A 16,492-nucleotide genomic window follows, 5' to 3' on the forward strand; every position below is an offset into this window, starting at 1 on the left:
CCGTTCTTTACAGTTTTTTTAATACTTTTTTGATCAAGAATATAAGGGCGTTTTTATAGTGCTTCTTTAGCATTTCCTCAGAATTTTCTTATCAAAAAAAAGTAATGCATAATCAAGTATATAAAGGTATACAGTTTATCATGAACAACGAAGCTGCGTGCTCTGAAAAATTGTTCTCTGATGCTGCATTAAAAACTTAAAAAAACTAATCATACATTTAAAGATAACTAAAAAATAACCATATCGTTAGAAACTATAGCGTACACCTAAAATACCCTGAAAGGACTGTTTTGTTTTATGTCCTTTAACATAATGGGCCTCACCATATAACTTTAACTTCTCACTCACAAAACTGCTTAAACCTAATCCTAACTTACCTGCATTGCCCGATAAGTCCGTGGTAAATGGATGACGTTGATTAATTAACGTTTGATTGTCATCTTTATTCTCACGCAACCATGCTGCTGTAATATACGCAAGCGATGAGGAATCCATGTGAGAACCAAATTCATATCCTAAAGATAAGCCAACCTCACTGCGTAATGAAGTAAATGGACGCATGTCACCTGTCACGCCATTCGATAACTTGATTTCTTTACCCTCAACACGCAACCATGTAAATTGTCCATAAGGCTGCAACCAACTGTTCTTTGACGTCTTAAGTCGATAACCAGCTTCAAAGGAAGTCCCCAATGCCCTTTGAGTATATGTTCCTTCAATCTCTAAACCATTCGTTGAAACGGCTTTTAGAGTATTTTGATAATGATTGTATTTTAAAATACCATCGAGATACCATCCACTATGATCAAAATAAGTGACATAAGCGCCAATACCATAAGTATTGATTCCACTGTTACCCCCCCGTGCATGCGCAACACGGGCACGATCATAACTGCCAAAACCACCTATATAAAACTCTCCATTTTCCCACTCGCCTAAACCATTGATCCCCAAAACGATACCGGTCTGATCCAGTTTAAAATCTATATGCTCTGTCGCAATGCTCTCTTTAGATTTAATCGCATAAGTCCATAAAGCTGCATTCTTTTTACTTTTATCTAGAACTCCTCTTCCCGCACGTACGGTTTGCATTTCATTGTGAAAAACCATCACTGGAGCCACAGACATAGACAATACCGCATCTGTAGAGGGAGTGGTCAAAAAGTGAGAAACTGAAAACGTCTCGCTTAATTGTGAAGAAGGTTGTTCTTTATGAACTGGACGCACAATCATTTGATCGGCTAAAGAGTGAGAAGATTCTGAAACAGCAGTTTGTTGTTTTTCATCAGAAAGAGGATGAGAACTTCCTGAACCTAAAACTTCAATAACGTGACTTCCAAAAGAGAAAACAGTTGGAGATACAGAAGCCTGAGATTTTTGCCTTAAGTTTTGGCAGTTCTCTCTTCGACGTGGCAATTTAATAACATGCGCTTGTGGTGCTGTAATCGTTGAAAGAGAAGAAACCGATTGATTTTGATTTAAATGCCGCACAGATCTGCTTCTACTACGTGGTAAACTGTTGAGAAATGAAACATTATCAATAAATACTGCAGATAAATACCAAACTTTTTCGCCCCCATCCTCATCAATTCTCTGTTTTAAACCATACGTATAGGTTCCGCCATCAATAGTTTTAACATTTGCACCAGAAAAGCTTCTCAGGGTAAAATGTGCGCCTCCACTTTGATCAACAATTAAATCAAGTTCTGTTGAAGAAGGATCAACAATTTCAATACCGGAATCTAAAATATTTATTGTGTGAGAACCACGGCCATTTTTGATAAAGAGATAATCACCTTCTCCTTCTGCAAGGCTGACATTAAAATCGAAATGTAGACTCCCAAAAAGATTATCAATATAAAGCTTAGAGTAATGTAAATCGGATTCTGTAGAAGTAAAAATAATATTTCCCACACCGCTCAGCTTCTTAATATAAGTTTCTGTGTTTCCATATCCATTAGAAATAGAGTATAATTTAGCGTTTTCTCCCTCTAAATTAATATCGTCTACTGTTGTGTGATAATTTTTGTATTCAGTATAAAAGCTATTATTTCCAGCATAAAGATGGACTTGTCCCAAATCATGAATCTTTATTTTTCCTTCCAACACCGCACCAGCAAAAATCCATGAATTGGCTCCTTCTTTAATTGTTAGATTTTTTACAATGCTACCAGCATGAACTTCTTGAGCAGCATGGCGGTGTAAAGTCACAATGTTCACCTCTCCCCCTGCTAATACCCGCTGTACACCACCCGCGAAAACCTCAGTATTCACAGCTAAACCACCACTCTTTTGTATAAAATCATCATCATCTGCGAACCACTTAGCAAGAGTTTGTATTCCTCCTCTCATCACTTTTGTTCCCACAGCCATCCCATCATCATATACATTCTGCTGTCCTGGCGTATCACCTTGACCATAAAGTGTCGTGTTATAAGCGCTGCTCCCCACAATTCCACCATTTACATAACCATCTCCGAAAACAAGCTGCTCCCCACCATAAATTTCAGCTCTCAATGCGGTTCCTCCTCCCTCCACTCTTTGTTTTCCACCCTCGTAAATAATCGTAAATTCTGAAATCCCTTGTTCCCCTACAATCTCAACACCACCATTTTCAATGGTTGTATTCTTACTAAAACCACCAGTCTCAACATAGAGTGTTGCAGTTTCCGGAACTGTATTATTAATGGATAATTTAAAATCATCCATTTCTCCATCACCAGCAATATAAACTATGCTATTGGCACCGAGCACGGAGCTTTGCAAAATTTTTTCACGTGTACCAGTAATGAAATCCTCTGCATAAAAACTGAAATCACCTTTATAAGAATTGGCTATAGAATCTTCCAAAGGAGAACCATACTTTTCTTGCTCAAAAGATTCAGCTATAGGCAACTCCGTATGAGATGGAGGAAAGATAGGAGAAGAATTTTTTTCTGGCATAGATGGTGTCGATAAAGACCAAATCTTTCCACCGTTATGATCTCTTTTCTTGAGAGCGTACATGTAGACTCCATTATCAACAGTAGCTATCTCTTCACCCCAAAAATCTATCAGAGTAAAATGCGCATTTCCGCTTTGATCATGAATTAAATCAAGCTCCAAAATTAAGTTCTGATTTTGTAGAAGAGAATTGGTCATTTCAACACCAGAATCGATAACGCTTATGGTGTGATTACCTGATCCTTTTTTGATCAGAAGATAATCACCGCGCTGCTCTGCAAAATTAGTATGCAACCTAAAATGTAAATTCCCTGAAAGATTACCAACCTCAAGTTTAGAGTAATGTGGATTAAACACGGTAGAAGTAAAAACAACGCGTCCATTCCCACTTAGATCCTCAATCAAAGAGCTTTCACCATCTATACTAGAGGCAATCGCGTATAATTTTGTATCTCTGCCATTTAAGACAATTTTTTCTACTTCAGTACGAGATTGCTCTGCACCAGCATAAAGATAAATCCGTCCAGAATCATTAACCGTTGTCTTTCCTTCCAATGTTGCGCCACCATGTAACCACGATTGTGCTTGATCCTTAACGGTTAAATCTTTTACATAACCTCCTAAATCTATTGCCTGAAAAGCAGTCCCTTCTAAAAGAACGCCAATCGCGATTCCCCCCGCTAAAACATGTTGCTTTCCACCAGAAAAGACCTTCGTATCAAATGCAAAACTGCTATACTCGTCTAGATCTTCTTCCACATAAAGATTTTGTACCCCTCCTTCCATGATCTTTGAGCTAAAAACCTCTCCATCATCATACACATTCTGATATCCTCGCACTCCATTCTCACCAGAAACGATAGTGTCATGGGCGCTACTCCTTACCATCTCCCCTTTGATATCAGACTTTCCTGAAACAAACTGCTCACCACCGTAAATTTTAGCCCCTTCAACTTTCCCCCCATCTTCAACCTTTTGTTTTCCCCCTTTCTTAACTGTACTATCCTGTGAAAGACCCTGTGTTCTAACAAGCTCAGTACCGCCTCTTTGAATTGTCGTATACAAGCTAAAACCACCGCTATAAACGGAAAGCTTTCCACCATCTTTAACTGTATTACTAATCGAAGTTTCTCCAGTGCTTTCAACTTTCTCACTGTTACTATCAAAGCTAGGATCAGCAATCGTAACAATCATCCCCTTTTCAATTGTGCGTTCTGTGAGATCCTTCGATAATGAAGCTATAGCAGATGGTTGCAAGATAAAATCAGGAAATAAAGAGGTATTTGTCTCATCAAGAGCATAATTCGCATCTAAATACCAAATTTTACCATTGCTCTCATTTTTTCTATGTTTCAAACTGTACATGTAAGTTCCGGCATCAATAGCTTTGATTTTTTCACCAAAAGTGTTTGTCAGAGTAAAATGAGCATTTCCACTACGATCAGTAATTAATTTAAGCTTTTTATAAGAAGAATTTGTAATTTCACGCCCAGAATCAGCCACACTTATTGTGTGATAACCTGAACCACTTTCTTTAATGACAAGATAATCACTAAGATGCTTGGAAAAGTTGACATTAAAATCGAAATGTAAAGAACCTGATAGATCATCAATATTAAGCTGAGAATAATGCTTATTAGTCCCTAAAAACGTAAAGATAACTCTGCCACTTCCAGTTAAATTCTGGATATTAACGTAAGTTTTTTTGCTGTTATCTTCAGACGCAAGAATGTATAGTTTGGTATTTTCTCCATTTAAATTAAGATTTTCTACTTCCGTAACAGCTTCACCATTCCCAGCATAAAGATAGAGGCTGCCAAAGTCATAAACATTTGTATCCTTATCTAATATTGCCCCCACAAAAGCCCATGACCTTGCTTGATGATTAATGGTTAGATTATCCACGTATCCAGAATCATATATCTTCTGAGTAGCTCTATCGTATAAAGTAACTTCGCTCGCATTCCCCCCTGCTAAGATATTCTGCGCACCATTTTTAAAAAGTTCAGTACTCAGTGCAAATGCCCCCTCATTGATTGTAAAATCTTCATCTTCTGTATCAGCTGTATCAGTATCTTCTGAGATGCCGTTATGAAAACTCTCTTTACCATCAAGATTCTGGATGCCGCCTTTCATAATCTTTGTGTCAACAACCATCCCTCCACTATAGACACTTTGTATTCCTAGCATTCCATCTGCCGCATAAATTTCAGTTCCATAAGCACTACTTTCCTTATCTTTACGCGACAAACCATCCCTAAGGATCCCCTTACCAAAAATAATCTGCTCACCACCATAGATTTTAGCTCCCTCAGCATTTGCACCACTCTCAACAATTTGTTTACCCCCTTTTTTAACAGTGGCATATTCCGAACTGCTCAGATTTTGGACGAATTCAATACCACCACTCTCAATTGTTGTATCCCTGCTAACACTTGCTGCATCAATGTAGAGTTTTCCACCTTCTTGAACCGTATTATTAATGGAATAGGCTGCATCTTTATAGTTAAAGCTATTTATTTCAGAACCTTCAGAGTCACGGTTAGTAATATAGACAGTAGCCCCATCGCTTATTATTGAATTTGTGAGTACTTCAAAGAATAGATTTTTTAATCTATTCCTTTCCTCTTCTGAAGACTTACTTCCTTCTACTGTCTGTTTATTCTCTATCCTTTTTGATCCCCCCTTTTTTTCTTTTAATCCCCTCACTTTTGATAACGATGTTCTTATCTCTTCTAGATGTTCACTGATACTTACTGGTGTTAATAACTTTTCTTTTGGTGTCGCTACTCCATCTGCACTCACAATCTTGACAAAAAAACCACTGGTCATTAATGCACAAAAACTTAATTTCAATTTGCGTTGCATTATTCACACTCCATCATTCCAAATTAAATCTCCCATTTAGAAAAAAATGCACAGACCAAAACAACACAATGTTGCTCACCCTCATGTCTTTTAAGATAACGAAGCATTCGATAAATTAAGCTCTGACAGATCAAATATACACCATGTGTTTTAAAATATATGCACAACTAAAAGATTTAATTATTTTTTATATACACCTAAAAAGTGTTATAATTACATTCATGAAAATATTTTTGAGGCAATAAACACTGATCTACAAATAAGGCTGATCCCTCAAGAGATAAAAACAGCATTGAACTTTAAAGGAAACAGCAATGTGAATGAGAACAGCGTTTATGGCTACGTATTTCCATCTTCTACAGCATTTAAAGCAGTGTCTTTTTTTGTTCAATATGGATAATATATAGACCACTTATTCATAATCATCAGTCCATAATCATTGTTCTAATATATAACGAAGTGTCATAATATTGACTCGACACTGATTTGAAATTTCTATAGTTATAGTCAGTTAACTCGTCATTTGATTTGTCATATACTGAAAGGGACATTCTATTCATGTCTACAAACTTAGAAATGCAAGATAAAAACAACAGAAATTCCCCTCGTCGCATTTTGTTTGCAAGCCTTATTGGCCCAACAGTTGAATTCTTTGATTTCTATGTCTTTGGCACTGCCGCAGCTCTCATATTTCCTCATGTGTTTTTTCCAACACAAAATGATCAGGTTGCCATTTTACAATCTTTCCTGATCTTTGGAGCAGCCTTTTTTGCTCGCCCTTTTGGATCAGTTGTTTTTGGACATTTTGGAGATAAAATTGGAAGAAAAGCAACACTTATCGCTTCTCTTCTCACCATGGGACTTTCAACAGTCATTATTGGTTTTCTTCCTACTTATGAAATGGCTGGGTGGTTTGCCCCTTTCCTGTTAACCTTATGCCGTATTGGACAGGGAATAGGATTAGGAGGAGAATGGGGAGGCGCTGTTTTGCTCGCAACAGAAAATGCCCCTCCAGAAAAGCGCGGCTGGTATGCGATGTTCCCCCAATTGGGCGTTTCAATCGGTTTGTTTTTATCTATTGCTGTTTATTTGGGTCTGCTGCATTTCCTTGATCGCGCTGAACTTTTAGCTTGGGGATGGCGCATTCCTTTTATTGCTTCAGTTGTTTTTATGATTATAGGATTATGGGTTCGTCTTTCAATCAATGAAACTGTGCAATTCAAAAAAACTCTTGAAAGTAAAGAACATGTCAAAGTGCCTATCATAGATGTCTTTTTAAAATGTCCACGAATCCTATTTCTTGGAATATTTTCTGGTATGGCAACTTTTGTTTTATTTTACTTGGTCACGACATATTTGTTAAGCTATTCAACAAACCATTTGCAATTGCCATTTCATCAAGCTCTTCAAGTCGAAATTGTCGGTGCTGTTTTCTGTGGAATTTTTACTGTCATCACTGGGAAACTCGCTGATCGTATTAGACGTAGAACTTTGATGATTTGGATTACAATCATCACCGGTATGTATTCTTTCGCAATTCCTTATTTCTTAAATTCTGGAGTTATGGGAGTCCTTGCAATGTCTGTCATTGGCTTGTCTCTCATGGGAATGATATACAGTCCTCTTGGTGCTGTTTTGGCTTCACCGTACCCAACAGCAATTCGTTATACTGGTTCTTCTATCACTTTCAATTTATCTGCTATCGTAGGAGCATCTCTTGCACCTTATATTGCAGAATATCTGGTACAACATTTCGATACGTCTTATCTCGGCTACTATTTGCTTTTTGCTTCTTTTATTTCACTGATTTGCTTCGTCGGATTTACAGAGGATGAAATATCCAACTAAAATATAATAACGAAGAATAAAATAAGGACTGGCAGCGAAAATGCTGCCAGTTTCATTTTTAAAGACATGGGTTGAGGTATCTTCCACCACAATATTCCCGCAAACAATGCACTCAAAAAGAAAAATAAAAAATCTGCAATATTGCTTATATAAGAAACAGCAAACATTTCTGATAAGATATGCGTCGTCCCCAACCATGAAACGCAAAAGAAGGCCAACATCACAGCCCATAAAACAAGCAAAATTCGATCAATAATCATCATTATGGTGTTTCGTTTTTTTAATTATAGTCCATATATTTAACATGCCTAAAAGAAAAATCACAATAAAAACCCAACGCCCTCCCCCTGATCCTTGCGCAATAAAAAGTGCTGGATTTACTATTCCTACCACTCCTATAAAAATCAGAACAACAGATACGAAACGCATTAAATTTGTTTTTCCCAACGATGATCTTCAGTCTGTTGCCAATACGTTAAATTATGATTTTCCATTTTATATTTTTTCCACTGTGCACGAACGAGATTCAACTGCTCTTCACTTTTACCATCAAATATCACGACAAGTCGTTGATAAGCATCAATATCCGAACAAACAGCTCCCTCTATGAGAAAACGAATCTTTGAATCATTCGGATTTTCTTGTCCTGTTGTAAGAAATACAGGCTGAAAGTTTGGATATTGATCACACTCCGTTCCATGTCCAATAAATGATTCATCAGTATAAACCCATAAATGTATATCTATAGAATCGCGTTGTTCTTTACTCACACACTGTATTGTTACTTTACCAAAACGAGCCAATGCACGCTCCACAAGCGTCGGCAAAATATCCTTCAGCGTTGACTGCGTCAAATGATAGAATAAAATATCCAATCTCTTAAGCCTTCATCATTCTTTATAAAAAAGCTAATATCTTTTTAAAAAAACTTCTATACCCCTAATACAAAGGAAACGGTTCAAGATATAAACCCTCTTTTTTGATTGAGATGCATTATCTCTTTGCACGTATCTTTAAAAGACAATAATTTTTATTTTCAACGTTAATAAAAAAGTTTTTTAAGTTATTTTCCAGATTCTTTGTAGACTATAGTTGAAAATAAAATATAATGTACGGAAAATTTAAAGAGGACCTCATAGGCAATTTTATATTATTTATTTGGTAAAAATATCCAATTCATGAAAGGATATTTTTTCAAACTTTATTACATTTTAACCGAAAGCAGTAAGAATATTTGCTATCGAATTAAAAACTGAGGATTTTCCCCAATTTATGCGTATTATTGAGTTCTACATCCTGAAACGTGTCCTTGTTTTGTTTAGTTCTGTCATGATTGCAGCAGTGGGCGTTAGTTGGACTATACAAATTCTTGCACGGATAAACTTTCTCACAACAAGTAAACAAACACTCCTCACAGTCTTACAATTTTCACTCTCATTGGTTCCTTCTGTTGTTTTTCTGGTCATTCCGTTTGCATTAGTGATCGCAATTACAACCATCCTCTCAGCAATGCATCAAGACTCAGAATTTGCTGTCATCAATGCCTCTGGTTTTCCTAAAAGTACTGTCTGGAAACCTATCCTTCTTCTTGCTATTGTTGCATCCTGTATCTCCTTTTCTATAGCTAATTTTGTTGTTCCTCAAGCGCGTCTTCATATGCGACAAATGCTAGCAAGCGCTCGTTTTGATCTTATCAATCTATTCATTAGTGAAGGGAGCTTTCAAAAACTCGCCAATAACCTTTACATAGAAATTGGCGAACGAAATCCAAATGGAACACTTGAACGCCTTTTCATTGCCGACCAGCGTGATCCTAAGACTGATCTTTTTTATTATGCAACAGACGCATCCATTGTGAGCAATAAAAACGGCAGTTTTCTGGTTCTCAATAACGGTGAAATAGAAAGAGTCAATCATCAAAATAACAGTGTTTCAATCGTGCAATTTAGCTCATATACTTTTAGCCTAGGAGAGTTTATCCCCAGTGATAAAACACCTACTCTTTATCCAAAAGATCGGTCTCTTTCTTATTTACAAAACCCTGACCCAAAAGACCCCTACTATCAACGAAAACCACTCCAATATAAAGCTGAATTTCACCGCAGATTAACACAATGGCTCTACCCTATTGTTTTTTCACTTATTGCATTAGCAGCGGCAGGGGATGTACGCTCCCATCGACAAGCTCGTCATTCCGCAAATCTCTCGGCAATTGCCCTCTCTTTTCTGGTATATTGGATAGGATATTTTTTCGCAGAAAAAGCAAAAAGCGATCTTGCATACGTTCCTTTCCTTTATATTATACCTATAGGAACAAGTGCATTTGTCTTTTTTATGCTTTTAACGAATCATAAAATTGGGCTTCCCACAAAAGTTAATGAGATACTTCAAATCGCTTTTCAAAAAATAATGAACAAATTTGAACATCGAAAATCTCAAGATTCCTCGGATAAAATATCATGATTGGGTGGACACTTGGACGATATTTTTTTATACGTTATCTTAAAATAACTTGTTATTTCTGGGGAAGCATTTTTGTTCTTGCTCTTTTAATCGATTTCACAGAGAATTCCGGTAGGCTATCTTCCCTTGCGCATTATACAGCAAAAGATGCATTTTTCCTCTCTGTTTTACGCATCCCTTTTATCATGCAACAACTTATCCCTTTCATTGCACTCTTTTCTGCAATGGCAACGCTTATCTCGCTCAACAAAAAACTTGAACTTGTGGTGACTCGTTCAATCGGTGTTTCTGCATGGCAATTTCTTATGCCAGCTTGTTTTGGAGCTTTTCTTTTAGGATTATTTTCAATTCTTCTTATTAATCCACTTGCTGCATGGGGATTTTCTCAAGCAGAAAAAAAGATGACTGAATGGCGCAATCACAATGTACTAACACCTCTTCACAATACAAGTATCCACTGGTTAACACAACGTACAAATTTAGGCAGAACAACCATTGGTGCTAAATCTATCTCCGATCAAGGACTTTCTCTTCTCGATGCAACCTTTGTACAATACAATGATAATGCAACCGTTAAAAATTGGATTAATGCCCCAAAAGCAACTTTGACTAATGGATTTTGGCTATTAACAAATGGAACAATCTATAAAATAGGGCATCCTCCTGAAAAATTTACCATGTTGCAAATAAAAACCAATCTAAAACCTGAATTTTTAACGGAACGTTTAGTGAATCCCGCAACTATTCCATTTTACCAATTGCCCCAAAAAATTATGATTGCACGTTCATTTGGCTATTCTGCTCATAATTTTGATATGTATTTCCAATCTTTGATTGCATTACCGGCATTGCTTGTGGCAATGACCCTCATTGCAGCAACTGTATCTTTAAATTTTACACGTTTGGGGCAATCTAGAATGTTGATTCTTGGTGGCGTGATAGCTGGGTTTATGCTTTATGTTATTTCCGTACTTGTCCAAGCTTTTGGTAATGCTGGATATATTCCACCAATTATTGCAGCTTGGACACCCGTTGTTATTGCGTTATTCTTAGGAATCTCTTTTTTGCTTCATAAAGAGGATGGCTAAGTGAAGGCATTAACACTTAAAAAAACTATTTTAACAAAATTAAGTGCTCTCGCTTTTAAAAGTATTGTGGGGGTTATTTTAGGAGGTGCTTTGTCTTATTGTGCGCACGCTCAAAGCCTTCAATCTCCTTCTCAAAGTCGCATTCAAAATCCGGAACCTCCTCTTTTGCTCTCTGCGGATGAACTCATCTACAATCGTGATGAAAACACTGTTTCTGCACACGGTAATGTCCAAATCGAATATGATGGCAATAAAGTTGTCGCTCAAAAAATTATTTACAATCAAAAAACAGGACGGCTTATAGCACAAGGGAACGTTGAAATTACTCAAAAGGATGGTAATAAAATTTATTCCAACCAAATTGATATGACCAAAGATCTTGGCGAGGGTTTTGTAAACGCCTTACGTATTGATACAGCCAACAATGTTCACTTTTCAGCCCAAAATGCTACACGCAAACACAATCACATAACAGTCTTTGAAAATGCAACCTATACAGCCTGTGAACCTTGCTCTTATAAACCAGATCGAGACGTCTTATGGAAAATTAAAGCAAGAAAGATCATATGGAATAATAGCGTCAAAAAAATTCGGTTTGAAAATAGCAGTTTTGAAGTTTTTGGTGTACCGATTATAAAATTTCCAAATTTTGAGATCTATGATCCAACTGTCAGGCGTGCTAGCGGTCTGCTTACTCCTCATTTTTTTTATACCAATGATCTCGGCATGGGGATAAAGAATTCTTATTTCTGGAATCTCGCTCCTCATTACGATTTCACACTTTCTTCTACGGTTTATACCCAACAAGGGCTTTTGACCGAAGGGGAATGGCGTCAACGTTTTAAAACGGGCCGTTATAACATTCGCTTTGCTTATATATATCAAATAAAACCGCATAAATTTGATAATGATACAATTGATGCACAGTATAAAAATCGTTATATGCTGGCAACAAAAGGGGACTTTCGTATTAATTCACACTGGACTTATGGATGGGATATTCTTGCACAGTCAGATCGGCATTTTAGTCGTGCCTATAAACTTGAAAACTATAACAATCCTACACAACTTTCTCAGATCTATCTGAATGGTCTTGCAGGAAAAAATTATTTTGATATGCGTTTTTATCATTTTAAAGTTCAAGATTTGATATTGAATGATCCTCATTATGAACGTCACTCTCGGCAAGCGTGGGTTCTACCACGCATCGATTATACTTTCACACCAGATGAACCCATTTATAATGGAGAGCTCACCTTCCATAGTAATATGCAATCAATTTATCGTCGTCATGCTGATTTCAGTTCACCCGACAAGAACGCAAATTCTCTCAACATAGTAAGACTTTCTGGTATAGCTGGAAATAGTTTGCGGTTAACAAACGAGCTTCAGTGGAAAAAGCGCTTCAACACGCACAATGGACTCATCTTAACCCCCCTCCTCTCTCTACGAGCCGATATCATTACAACCAATGTACGTGAAAATCATGATTCTTCTATAAAAAACACTGTGTTATCCGAAGTTCGTGGTTCAGCAATTCGTGGCATGGCAACAGCAGGGTTAGAACTACGCTATCCCTTTCTCATTACAGCTGATCATTCTACACATATCATAGAACCAACCGCACAAATTTTCATACGCAATAATGAACAATATATCGGACAAATTCCTAATGAAGATGCTCAAAGCTTTGTATTTGATGCAACTACTCTCTTTCAACGGGATAAATTTTCTGGTTATGATCGTGTAGAAGGTGGCACAAGAGCCAATATAGGTCTAAGATACTCTGGAAGCCTTAATGATAATTGGTCTCTTTATGGTCTCATTGGACAATCCTTTCATCTAGCAGGAAAGAATTCTTTTGCAGAAAAGGACTTTATCAATGTCGGTACTCATTCTAGCTTAGAGGCAAAACGTTCAGACTATGTTGCAATGTTTGGTACAACCCATAAAAGTGGTTTTTCCTTAGAAACGCGTGGACGCTTTGACAAAAAAACAGGAAAAATCCGCCGTAGTGAAATCGAAGCATCACAAAAATGGCAAAATTTTTGGGCGGCTCTACAATATGCCTATATCGCAAAGCAACCAGATTATGAATATTCTCAAGAGCGCCAAGAAATTTCTTTTCAAACAGGACTTAAATTGGCAGATTATTGGTCCATTAATAGCAACGCCGGTTATGATTTAGTATCTGGTACATTTATAAAGCGAGGAATTAGCTTGAGTTATATGGATGAATGTTTCGGGTTAACATTCGGTTATCAACAGGTAACGAATCCAGGCAGGAAAGCACCCTTGCAAAACTTTAATTTCTCTCTTTCATTGCGTACGATTGCAGATATCGGAAAAAAGATAGATTAATTTATAAAGGGAATGTATCAGTCATTTAACTTATCATTGTTTTTATGAAAGAAAGCGTGTATTTTAAGTTGTTGATGAGAATTAATAAACAATGCGAAAGCCTATTTATATGAATAAATTGAAAAAGCGTTTTCTTGCTTTATTTTATATTGCGTCTTTGAGCGTAAGTAGCCTGTTAATAAATGGATTTTTGATTCCGACAGTCTTTGCGCAGACTTCTATTGTTGTTACAGTTAATGGTAACCCCATCACAAATTATGATATACAAAGGCGCCTTGCTTTTCTGAGACTGCAACAAAAGCAAGGCAATTTGGTGGCACAGGCTAAAAAAGAGCTTGTTGACGAAAAGCTAAAAAATATTGAAATAAAACGTCTTAATATTGAAGTAAGCAATGATGAAGTTGATAAAGCTTTTGAGAATTTTGCAACACAAAATAATATGACGATTGATCAGCTCAACCAGATTCTGATCCAAACTGATATCACTGTGCAACACTTTAAAGATTACATCCGTGGACAAATAGGATGGGGACGTCTTGTTAGCGCACGCTATCAATCTGAAACAGGTATGATTAGCGAACAAGAAGCTGTACGCAGAATATTAAAAAATGGTGGTGTAAAACCTTCAACCAACGAATATACATTACAGAGAATTGTTTTTGTCATTCCAGCACATCGTCGTTCAGAAATCTTTGAAAGACGTCAAAGAGAAGCAAGTAATTTTCGCGCACATTTCCGTGGATGTGCAAATGCTCACAATCAAGCAAAAGGTATTTTAGACGTTACTATCCGTCACTTAGGAAAGTTTCTGGAGCCCCAACTCCCCAGTGCATGGGAACAAGCTATTCTTGCAACACCTGCTGGAAAAATGACAAAATTACAAGAAACATCTGATGGAATCGAAGCAATTGCTGTCTGCAAAATAAAGAGAGTTTCTGATGATTATGTCGCTCGGCTGATCTTTTCTCTTCAAGATAGTAAAAAAAGAAGCCCGCAAAAACTTGAAGAATTAAGCGACAAATATTTAGAAGAACTGCGCCGAGTGGCGCGTATTCAAAATTCATAATGGCTATTCTTGTTGTTAGCGGTGGTGATCCTGCCGGAATTGGTCCTGAAATAGTACTAAAAGCGTGGAATTTGCGTGTTACGCATAAAATTCCACCTTTTGTACTTCTTGCTGATCCAGATGTTATTCGTTCGCGCGCTCGTTTTTTACAGATTGATGTTGAGGTGCAATCTGTTTTAATCAATAATCCTACAAAAATTTTTCAAAACGCTCTTCCTATCATACCGTTAAAAAACAAACAAAGTGATCAATTAGGTATACCTTCATCGAATAATGCTGCTGGAATCATTGAAGCGATTAAACGCAGTGTTCAATTGATTCAAAGTGGCCATGCATGTGCACTAATCACTTGTCCTATTGCAAAAAAAAATCTTTATGATGCTGGTTTTCAATTTCCAGGTCATACAGAATTTTTAGCCGATTTGGCATATAAAGCTTTTCATAAATGTTATCATCCCGTTATGATGTTAGCAGGACCTCGATTAAAAACGGTACCAATTACTGTTCATATTCCATTCAAAGATGTTCCTTCACAGCTTACCCGTGATTTAATTATTCAAACGGTACTTATTACTGAATGTGACTTAAAAACACGGTTTAAAATAACATCACCCCGACTAGCTGTTGCTGGTCTTAATCCTCATGCTGGAGAAGGAGGTGCAATGGGAAAAGAAGATATTGAAGTTATCACTCCTGCTATTGAATATCTTAAAAAGAAAGGACTCAATATTGCAGGCCCGTTGCCTGCCGACACAATGTTCCATGAATGCGCAAGAAAGGCATATGACGTTGCCATTTGTATGTATCATGATCAAGCCCTTATCCCTGTTAAAACATTAGACTTTGATACCACCGTTAATGTTACATTAGGTTTACCTTTTATTCGTACGTCTCCAGATCACGGGACTGCTTTTGACATTGCTGATAAAGGGATAGCCTCTCCCGAAAGCTTTATTGCTGCTCTTAAACTTGCAAATCAACTTGCAAAAAATAGTTTGAACCCATGCCAATAGATAATCTTCCTCCTCTGCGTGAGGTTATTGATATATATGGATTACAAGCACATAAATCTTTGGGGCAAAATTTTCTTTTTGATCTTAATTTAACCTCTAAAATTGCTCATCAAGCAGGAAATATAGAAGGAAAACCTGTTATTGAAGTTGGGCCTGGTCCTGGAGGTCTCACACGTGCCTTGCTGGCAAAGGGCGCCATTGTAATAGCAATAGAACGCGATGAGCGTTGTATACCGGCTCTCTTAGAAATAGAAAAACACTATCCTCAAAAATTAAAACTTATTTGTAATGATGCTCTGAAGCAAGATTTCTCAAAACTCTTTGAAACAAGCCTAGAAAAACCACGCATTATTGCAAACCTTCCCTATAATATTGGAACACAACTCTTATTAAATTGGCTTTTGTCTGAACCATGGCCTCCTTTTTATGAGTCAATGACATTGATGTTCCAACGTGAAGTTGCCAAACGGATTACGGCTCAACCTCACTCTGCTCACTATGGACGCCTTAGTGTTTTAGCTGGCTGGCGTACCGTTGCTAAAATTGCTTTTGATGTTCCACCTCAAGCCTTTATACCAGCGCCTAAAGTAACCTCTTCCGTTGTTCATATTATTCCGCGCCCCCGCCCTCTTGCCTGCTCTGCACAAAAACTAAGCCTCATTACAAAAACTGCTTTTGGACAAAGACGAAAAATGCTTCGTCAAAATCTCAAAACACTTGGAGGTGAAGAGCTGTTAGAAAAAGCTGGAATTGATGGAAGACGCCGTGCTGAAACACTCTCGGTTTCTGAATTTGTAACTTTAGCGCATCTAGTGCTCTAAAAAATGCACTTTTTGTTTTGC

11 protein-coding genes are annotated in these 16,492 nt (G+C 37.2%); 7 read left to right on the forward strand and 4 right to left on the reverse strand.

Annotated features, from left to right (window positions below; all coding sequences use genetic code 11):
* Positions 1-246: 246 nt before the first annotated feature.
* Complete coding sequence (gene bafA / locus ACFIM8_RS01535; RefSeq protein WP_375614386.1) at positions 247-5,811, reverse strand: BafA family autotransporter; 5,565 nt, start codon at positions 5,809-5,811, stop codon at positions 247-249.
* Between the two features lie 558 nt (positions 5,812-6,369).
* Here bafA and ACFIM8_RS01540 point away from each other — a divergent pair.
* Entirely contained in the window at positions 6,370-7,659 is a 1,290-nt protein-coding gene (locus ACFIM8_RS01540) for an MFS transporter (RefSeq protein ID WP_375614387.1), read from the forward strand.
* Here the strand turns inward: ACFIM8_RS01540 and ACFIM8_RS01545 are convergent.
* The 3 genes from ACFIM8_RS01545 to ACFIM8_RS01555 are packed head-to-tail and all read right to left on the reverse strand — an operon-like array spanning position 7,656 to position 8,534.
* On the reverse strand, positions 7,656-7,919 hold the full coding sequence (locus tag ACFIM8_RS01545; protein WP_375606467.1) for a hypothetical protein: 264 nt from the start codon (positions 7,917-7,919) through the stop codon (positions 7,656-7,658). The two genes, ACFIM8_RS01540 and ACFIM8_RS01545, sit on opposite strands and share 4 nt — an antisense overlap.
* Complete coding sequence (locus tag ACFIM8_RS01550; protein ID WP_375606277.1) at positions 7,909-8,088, reverse strand: hypothetical protein; 180 nt, start codon at positions 8,086-8,088, stop codon at positions 7,909-7,911. Before ACFIM8_RS01550 ends, ACFIM8_RS01545 begins: the two co-directional genes overlap by 11 nt.
* Positions 8,088-8,534 carry a DNA polymerase III subunit chi gene (locus tag ACFIM8_RS01555; protein ID WP_375606278.1) on the reverse strand — a complete coding sequence of 149 codons (447 nt, stop codon included), beginning with the start codon at positions 8,532-8,534 and terminating at the stop codon, positions 8,088-8,090. The genes ACFIM8_RS01550 and ACFIM8_RS01555 overlap by 1 nt, the downstream gene beginning before the upstream one ends.
* Before the next feature lie 397 nt (positions 8,535-8,931).
* Between ACFIM8_RS01555 and lptF the strand changes: the two genes are divergently transcribed.
* The 6 genes from lptF (at position 8,932) to rsmA (ending at position 16,471) form a co-directional block, all read left to right on the forward strand.
* On the forward strand, positions 8,932-10,122 hold the full coding sequence (gene lptF, locus ACFIM8_RS01560; RefSeq protein ID WP_375610169.1) for an LPS export ABC transporter permease LptF: 1,191 nt from the start codon (positions 8,932-8,934) through the stop codon (positions 10,120-10,122).
* Entirely contained in the window at positions 10,119-11,210 is a 1,092-nt protein-coding gene (gene lptG / locus ACFIM8_RS01565; protein WP_375614388.1) for an LPS export ABC transporter permease LptG, read from the forward strand. Before lptF ends, lptG begins: the two co-directional genes overlap by 4 nt.
* Complete coding sequence (locus tag ACFIM8_RS01570) at positions 11,211-13,571, forward strand: LPS-assembly protein LptD (RefSeq protein WP_375614389.1); 2,361 nt, start codon at positions 11,211-11,213, stop codon at positions 13,569-13,571. It abuts the gene before it with no gap.
* Between the two features lie 109 nt (positions 13,572-13,680).
* Entirely contained in the window at positions 13,681-14,637 is a 957-nt protein-coding gene (locus tag ACFIM8_RS01575; RefSeq protein ID WP_375606282.1) for a SurA N-terminal domain-containing protein, read from the forward strand.
* Positions 14,637-15,650 (forward strand): 4-hydroxythreonine-4-phosphate dehydrogenase PdxA, encoded by a 1,014-nt coding sequence (gene pdxA, locus ACFIM8_RS01580; protein ID WP_375606283.1) that lies wholly within the window; start codon positions 14,637-14,639, stop codon positions 15,648-15,650. Before ACFIM8_RS01575 ends, pdxA begins: the two co-directional genes overlap by 1 nt.
* Entirely contained in the window at positions 15,641-16,471 is an 831-nt protein-coding gene (rsmA, locus tag ACFIM8_RS01585; RefSeq protein WP_375606284.1) for a 16S rRNA (adenine(1518)-N(6)/adenine(1519)-N(6))-dimethyltransferase RsmA, read from the forward strand. The genes pdxA and rsmA overlap by 10 nt, the downstream gene beginning before the upstream one ends.
* The last annotated feature ends 21 nt before the right edge of the window (positions 16,472-16,492 follow it).

This window comes from Bartonella sp. AC535YNZD, assembly GCF_042196625.1.
Taxonomy (GTDB): domain Bacteria; phylum Pseudomonadota; class Alphaproteobacteria; order Rhizobiales; family Rhizobiaceae; genus Bartonella.

What these genes read in the sequence shown, in the direction of transcription:
- bafA (WP_375614386.1), bottom strand. Translation starts at nt 5,811, where the DNA reads ATGCAACGCAAATTGAAATTAAGTTTTTGTGCATTAATGACCAGTGGT.
- ACFIM8_RS01540 (WP_375614387.1), top strand. Translation starts at nt 6,370, where the DNA reads ATGTCTACAAACTTAGAAATGCAAGATAAAAACAACAGAAATTCCCCT.
- ACFIM8_RS01545 (WP_375606467.1), bottom strand. Translation starts at nt 7,919, where the DNA reads ATGATTATTGATCGAATTTTGCTTGTTTTATGGGCTGTGATGTTGGCC.
- ACFIM8_RS01550 (WP_375606277.1), bottom strand. Translation starts at nt 8,088, where the DNA reads ATGCGTTTCGTATCTGTTGTTCTGATTTTTATAGGAGTGGTAGGAATA.
- lptF (WP_375610169.1), top strand. Translation starts at nt 8,932, where the DNA reads ATGCGTATTATTGAGTTCTACATCCTGAAACGTGTCCTTGTTTTGTTT.
- lptG (WP_375614388.1), top strand. Translation starts at nt 10,119, where the DNA reads ATGATTGGGTGGACACTTGGACGATATTTTTTTATACGTTATCTTAAA.
- ACFIM8_RS01575 (WP_375606282.1), top strand. Translation starts at nt 13,681, where the DNA reads ATGAATAAATTGAAAAAGCGTTTTCTTGCTTTATTTTATATTGCGTCT.
- pdxA (WP_375606283.1), top strand. Translation starts at nt 14,637, where the DNA reads ATGGCTATTCTTGTTGTTAGCGGTGGTGATCCTGCCGGAATTGGTCCT.
- rsmA (WP_375606284.1), top strand. Translation starts at nt 15,641, where the DNA reads ATGCCAATAGATAATCTTCCTCCTCTGCGTGAGGTTATTGATATATAT.